Annotated in this window: 5 protein-coding genes and 1 pseudogene; all 6 read left to right on the top strand. The window is 45.0% G+C overall.

Features of this window, described 5'->3' with window-relative positions; all coding sequences use genetic code 11:
* The first annotated feature begins 274 nt into the window (after window positions 1–274).
* Window positions 275–1,537 carry a phosphoribosylamine--glycine ligase gene (purD, locus tag GEZ85_RS09755; RefSeq protein ID WP_153210064.1) on the top strand — a complete coding sequence of 421 codons (1,263 nt, stop codon included), beginning with the start codon at window positions 275–277 and terminating at the stop codon, window positions 1,535–1,537.
* 94 nt (window positions 1,538–1,631) lie between these two features.
* A pseudogene (locus tag GEZ85_RS10460) lies at window positions 1,632–1,747 on the top strand (phosphoribosylaminoimidazole carboxylase).
* Window positions 1,748–1,779: 32 nt separating this feature from the next.
* Window positions 1,780–2,271 carry a 5-(carboxyamino)imidazole ribonucleotide mutase gene (gene purE, locus GEZ85_RS09750; protein WP_153210063.1) on the top strand — a complete coding sequence of 164 codons (492 nt, stop codon included), beginning with the start codon at window positions 1,780–1,782 and terminating at the stop codon, window positions 2,269–2,271.
* Window positions 2,258–3,349 carry a 5-(carboxyamino)imidazole ribonucleotide synthase gene (gene purK, locus GEZ85_RS09745; protein ID WP_265586456.1) on the top strand — a complete coding sequence of 364 codons (1,092 nt, stop codon included), beginning with the start codon at window positions 2,258–2,260 and terminating at the stop codon, window positions 3,347–3,349. Before purE ends, purK begins: the two co-directional genes overlap by 14 nt.
* Before the next feature lie 9 nt (window positions 3,350–3,358).
* On the top strand, window positions 3,359–3,583 hold the full coding sequence (locus tag GEZ85_RS09740) for a phosphoribosylaminoimidazole carboxylase (protein ID WP_153210062.1): 225 nt from the start codon (window positions 3,359–3,361) through the stop codon (window positions 3,581–3,583).
* Window positions 3,584–3,649: 66 nt separating this feature from the next.
* Window positions 3,650–4,948: an adenylosuccinate lyase gene (purB, locus tag GEZ85_RS09735; RefSeq protein ID WP_153210061.1), complete on the top strand. Its 1,299-nt coding sequence runs from the start codon at window positions 3,650–3,652 to the stop codon at window positions 4,946–4,948.
* The last annotated feature ends 191 nt before the right edge of the window (window positions 4,949–5,139 follow it).

Raw genomic sequence — 5,139 nt, 5'->3', positions numbered from 1 at the left:
AATGTCTAGTAATTTTGTGATAAAATGTAATTGTTCCATATGAATCTTTCTAATGAGTTGTTTTGTTGCTTTTCATTATAGATATTATGGAACTTTTTTTCTACAACAAAATAGGCTCCATAATATCTATAGGGGATTTACCCACTACAAATATTATAGAGCCTTTTTTGAATAAAGCACTCTCCTATCTCAAAATACGCGAACAAATATGATATAATAGATTTATAGTGTAAAAAAATAACGAACAATTTTTTGTTAAATGCGAGGTTGAGAAATGAAGCTGTTAGTTGTCGGTTCGGGTGGTCGTGAACATGCGATTGCTAAGAAGTTGTTTGAGTCAAAAGACGTTGAAAAAGTCTTTGTGGCTCCTGGAAATGACGGAATGACTCTGGATGGTCTGGAATTGGTGAATATCTCTATTTCCGAACATTATAAGTTAATTGACTTTGCAAAGGCCAACGATATTGCTTGGCCCTTCATCGGTCCAGATGACGCCCTTGCGGCTGGGATTGTGGATGATTTTAATAAAGCTGGGCTCAAGGCTTTTGGTCCGACAAGATTGGCAGCGGAGTTGGAGTGGTCCAAGGATTTTGCCAAGGAAATTATGGTCAAATACGGCGTTCCGACAGCAGCCTATGGCACATTCTCAGATTTCGAGGAAGCCAAGGCCTATATCGAAAAGCAGGGTGCGCCTATCGTAGTCAAGGCAGACGGATTAGCTCTTGGGAAAGGTGTCGTCGTTGCTGAGACGGTTGAGCAAGCGGTCGAAGCCGCTCATGAGATGCTATTGGACAATAAATTCGGTGATTCTGGTGCGCGTGTGGTCATCGAGGAATTCCTTGACGGGGAAGAGTTCTCTCTCTTTGCCTTTGTCAATGGCGACAAGTTCTACATCATGCCAACGGCTCAGGACCACAAACGTGCCTATGATGGCGATAAGGGACCTAATACAGGTGGTATGGGTGCCTATGCGCCAGTTCCTCACTTGCCACAGAGTGTGGTTGATATAGCAGTTGACACGATTATCAAGCCAGTTCTTGAAGGCATGATCAAAGAAGGTCGTCCTTATCTTGGTGTTCTTTACGCAGGTCTTATCTTAACAGCTGATGGACCGAAAGTCATTGAGTTCAACTCTCGTTTTGGAGATCCTGAAACTCAGATTATCCTGCCTCGTTTAACATCTGACTTTGCGCAAAATATCACGGATATTCTCGATGGCAAGGAGCCAAACATTACGTGGAACGATAAGGGTGTGACTCTGGGTGTGGTTGTCGCATCCAACGGTTATCCGCTAGACTATGAAAAAGGTGTCAAGTTGCCAGCCAAGACAGAAGGCGACATCATCACCTACTATGCAGGGGCTAAGTTTTCGGAAAATAGCAGAGCACTGCTATCAAACGGTGGACGTGTTTATATGCTCGTCACCACAGCAGATACTGTGAAAGAATCCCAAGACATCATCTACCAAGAACTCTCCCAACAAAACACAGAAGGCCTCTTTTACCGAACAGATATCGGAAGCAAGGCTATAAAGTAAAAGTATAAGAATAACGCGACGAAGTCGCCAAACACGATAATGGTCGTATGGTTTGCGAGCATTAGCGAGCTAATATAGAACAATCACCGCCGTTGTGAAAGAACGATTGGAGGATAATCCAATCGTTCAGGGAAATTGGAAGACCTTGGGCTTCCGATTTAGGCATGAGACACCTTGGTGGCTGCTGCCGTCCCTCACAACTTAAGGTGATTGAAAAAAGAAAGGAAAGAAAAGGAAAAGTTATGACTAAACCAGTAATTTCCATTATCATGGGCTCAAAATCCGACTGGGCAACCATGCAAAAAACCGCTGAAGTCCTAGACCGCTTCGGTGTAGCCTACGAAAAGAAAGTTGTCTCTGCCCACCGCACACCTGACCTCATGTTCAAACATGCTGAAGAAGCTCGTAGCCGTGGCATCAAGGTCATCATCGCAGGTGCAGGTGGCGCAGCCCATTTGCCAGGTATGGTCGCAGCGAAAACAACCCTTCCTGTCATCGGGGTGCCTGTCAAATCGCGTGCCCTTAGTGGCGTGGATTCACTCTACTCTATCGTGCAAATGCCGGGTGGCGTACCGGTTGCGACTATGGCTATCGGGGAAGCTGGTGCGACAAATGCGGCTCTCTTTGCCCTCCGTCTCCTCTCAGTAGAGGACCAAGCTATTGCGACAGTTTTGGCAGATTTTGCAGAAGAACAAGGAAAAATCGCAGAGGAGTCGACAAATGAGCTCATCTAAAACAATCGGAATTATCGGTGGCGGCCAGCTGGGTCAGATGATGGCTATCTCTGCTATCTACATGGGGCACAAGGTTATAGCGCTAGATCCTGTGGCGGATTGCCCGGCCTCTCGCGTGGCGGAAATTATCGTGGCTCCTTATAACGATGTGGATGCGCTTCGCCAGTTGGCTGAGCGTTGCGATGTTCTGACCTATGAGTTTGAGAATGTCGATGCCGATGGTTTGGATGCGGTTATCAAGGATGGGCAACTCCCTCAAGGAACAGACCTACTCCGTATTTCTCAAAATCGCATCTTTGAAAAGGACTTTTTGTCAAATAAGGCTCAAGTCACCGTAGCACCCTACAAGATCGTGACTTCTAGCCAAGATTTGGCGGACATTAACCTGTCAAAAAACTATGTCCTCAAGACGGCAACCGGTGGCTACGATGGGCATGGTCAAAAGGTTATTCGTTCAGAAGCAGACTTGGCAGAAGCCTATGCGCTAGCAGACTCAGCAGACTGCGTTTTGGAAGAATTTGTCAATTTTGACCTTGAAATTTCTGTCATCGTGTCTGGTAACGGCAAGGACGTGACGGTTTTCCCAGTTCAGGAAAATATCCACCGTAACAACATCCTATCTAAAACAATTGTGCCTGCTCGAATTTCAGAAAGTTTAGCAGCCAAAGCCAAAGCAATGGCAGTGCGAATTGCTGAACAGCTTAACCTATCTGGTACCCTTTGCGTGGAAATGTTTGCGACAGCTGATGACATCATCGTCAACGAAATTGCGCCACGCCCACACAACTCAGGACACTACTCAATCGAAGCCTGTGACTTCTCTCAGTTTGATACCCATATTCTAGGCGTTCTGGGATTGCCATTGCCAGCTATCAAACTGCATGCGCCAGCCGTTATGCTCAATGTTCTCGGCCAACACGTCGAGGTTGCTGAAAAATATGTCGCAGAAAATCCAAGCGCCCACCTCCACATGTATGGTAAAATAGAAGCAAAGCACAACCGCAAGATGGGACATGTGACTTTGTTTAGTGATGAACCAGATAGTGTGGATGAATTTGGGGAAGGGATTGATTTTTAGGAGAAATATATGATTCAAATAATCGCAAATGCATTTGTTGAAAAGGATAAGACTGGAGCTGTTGTTGAAGTTTTGTATGCTAGTAGCGATCACGAAAAGGTAAAGGCTAAATATGAAGAGCTAGTTGCTCTATATCCTGAAAACTATTTAGCAATTTATGATTTACCATTGGATACCGATCTCAATGAATTACTACACTATCCATCTGTGTTTATTGGAAAAGAGGAGTTTTAGTAGAAATCTTGGTTTACCTAGATAACTTATTCCCAACAGCTTACGAAGAAAGGAAAAATTAACAATATGATCGACCGTTACTCTCGCCCTGAGATGGCGAACATTTGGAGTGAAGAAAATAAATACCGTGCTTGGCTTGAGGTGGAAATCTTGGCTGACGAGGCATGGGCTGAGTTGGGAGAAATCCCTAAGGAAGATGTGGCTTTGATTCGCGAAAAAGCGGACTTTGACATCGACTGTATTTTGGAAATTGAGCAGGAGACTCGCCACGATGTGGTGGCTTTCACGCGTGCGGTTTCTGAAACGCTTGGCGAAGAGCGCAAGTGGGTCCATTACGGCTTGACATCAACTGACGTGGTGGATACGGCTTACGGTTACCTCTACAAGCAGGCCAACGACATTATCCGTCGTGACCTTGAAAACTTTACTAACATCATCGCTGATAAGGCTAAGGAGCACAAGTTCACCATCATGATGGGGCGTACCCACGGTGTGCACGCTGAGCCTACAACCTTTGGTCTTAAATTGGCGACTTGGTATAGCGAAATGAAGCGCAACATCGAGCGTTTCGAGCATGCGGCTGCTGGAGTGGAAGCTGGTAAGATTTCTGGTGCGGTTGGGAACTTTGCCAACATCCCACCATTCGTAGAGCAATACGTCTGCGACAAATTGGGTATCCGTGCTCAAGAAATCTCTACACAGGTGCTTCCTCGTGATCTTCACGCTGAGTACTTTGCGGTTCTTGCCAGCATCGCGACTTCTATCGAGCGTATGGCGACTGAGATTCGTGGTTTGCAAAAATCAGAACAACGCGAAGTGGAAGAATTCTTTGCTAAGGGGCAAAAAGGATCTTCAGCAATGCCTCACAAACGCAATCCTATCGGTTCTGAAAATATGACTGGTCTTGCGCGTGTTATCCGTGGTCACATGGTGACAGCCTATGAGAACGTGGCTCTCTGGCACGAACGTGATATCTCTCACTCATCAGCTGAGCGCATCATCACACCAGATACGACCATTTTGATTGACTACATGCTCAACCGTTTTGGAAATATCGTCAAAAACTTGACAGTCTTCCCAGAAAACATGATCCGCAACATGAACTCGACATTTGGTTTGATTTTCAGCCAACGCGCTATGTTGACCTTGATTGAAAAAGGCATGACCCGTGAGCAAGCCTATGACTTGGTGCAACCAAAAACAGCCTACTCTTGGGACAACCAAGTAGACTTTAAACCACTTCTTGAAGCAGATCCAGAAGTGACATCACGTCTCACACAAGAAGAAATCGATGAAATCTTCAACCCAGTTTATTACACCAAACGAGTGGATGATATCTTTGATCGTCTAGGACTGGGTGATTAATTATAAAATAAACAGCGAGCTTCAATCTCGCTGTTTATTGTTTTATCGAAAAGACTTAGTCTTCTTTTCTGGCTCTATAATATTTGTAGTGGGTAAATCCCCTATGGATATTATGGAGCCTATTTTGTTGTAGAAAAAAAGTCCCATATCATCTATAATGAAAAGCGACCAAACTATCATTAGAAAGAATC

It is taken from the genome of Streptococcus mitis, assembly GCF_009496205.1.
In the GTDB taxonomy this organism is placed as follows: Bacteria; Bacillota; Bacilli; order Lactobacillales; family Streptococcaceae; genus Streptococcus; species Streptococcus mitis_BN.
This window is presented reverse-complemented; position numbering and strand designations above follow the sequence as displayed.

Excerpts from the sequence above, each read along its gene's own strand:
- purD (WP_153210064.1), top strand. The coding sequence starts at position 275 with ATGAAGCTGTTAGTTGTCGGTTCGGGTGGTCGTGAACATGCGATTGCT.
- purK (WP_265586456.1), top strand. The coding sequence starts at position 2,258 with ATGAGCTCATCTAAAACAATCGGAATTATCGGTGGCGGCCAGCTGGGT.
- purE (WP_153210063.1), top strand. The coding sequence starts at position 1,780 with ATGACTAAACCAGTAATTTCCATTATCATGGGCTCAAAATCCGACTGG.
- purB (WP_153210061.1), top strand. The coding sequence starts at position 3,650 with ATGATCGACCGTTACTCTCGCCCTGAGATGGCGAACATTTGGAGTGAA.
- GEZ85_RS09740 (WP_153210062.1), top strand. The coding sequence starts at position 3,359 with ATGATTCAAATAATCGCAAATGCATTTGTTGAAAAGGATAAGACTGGA.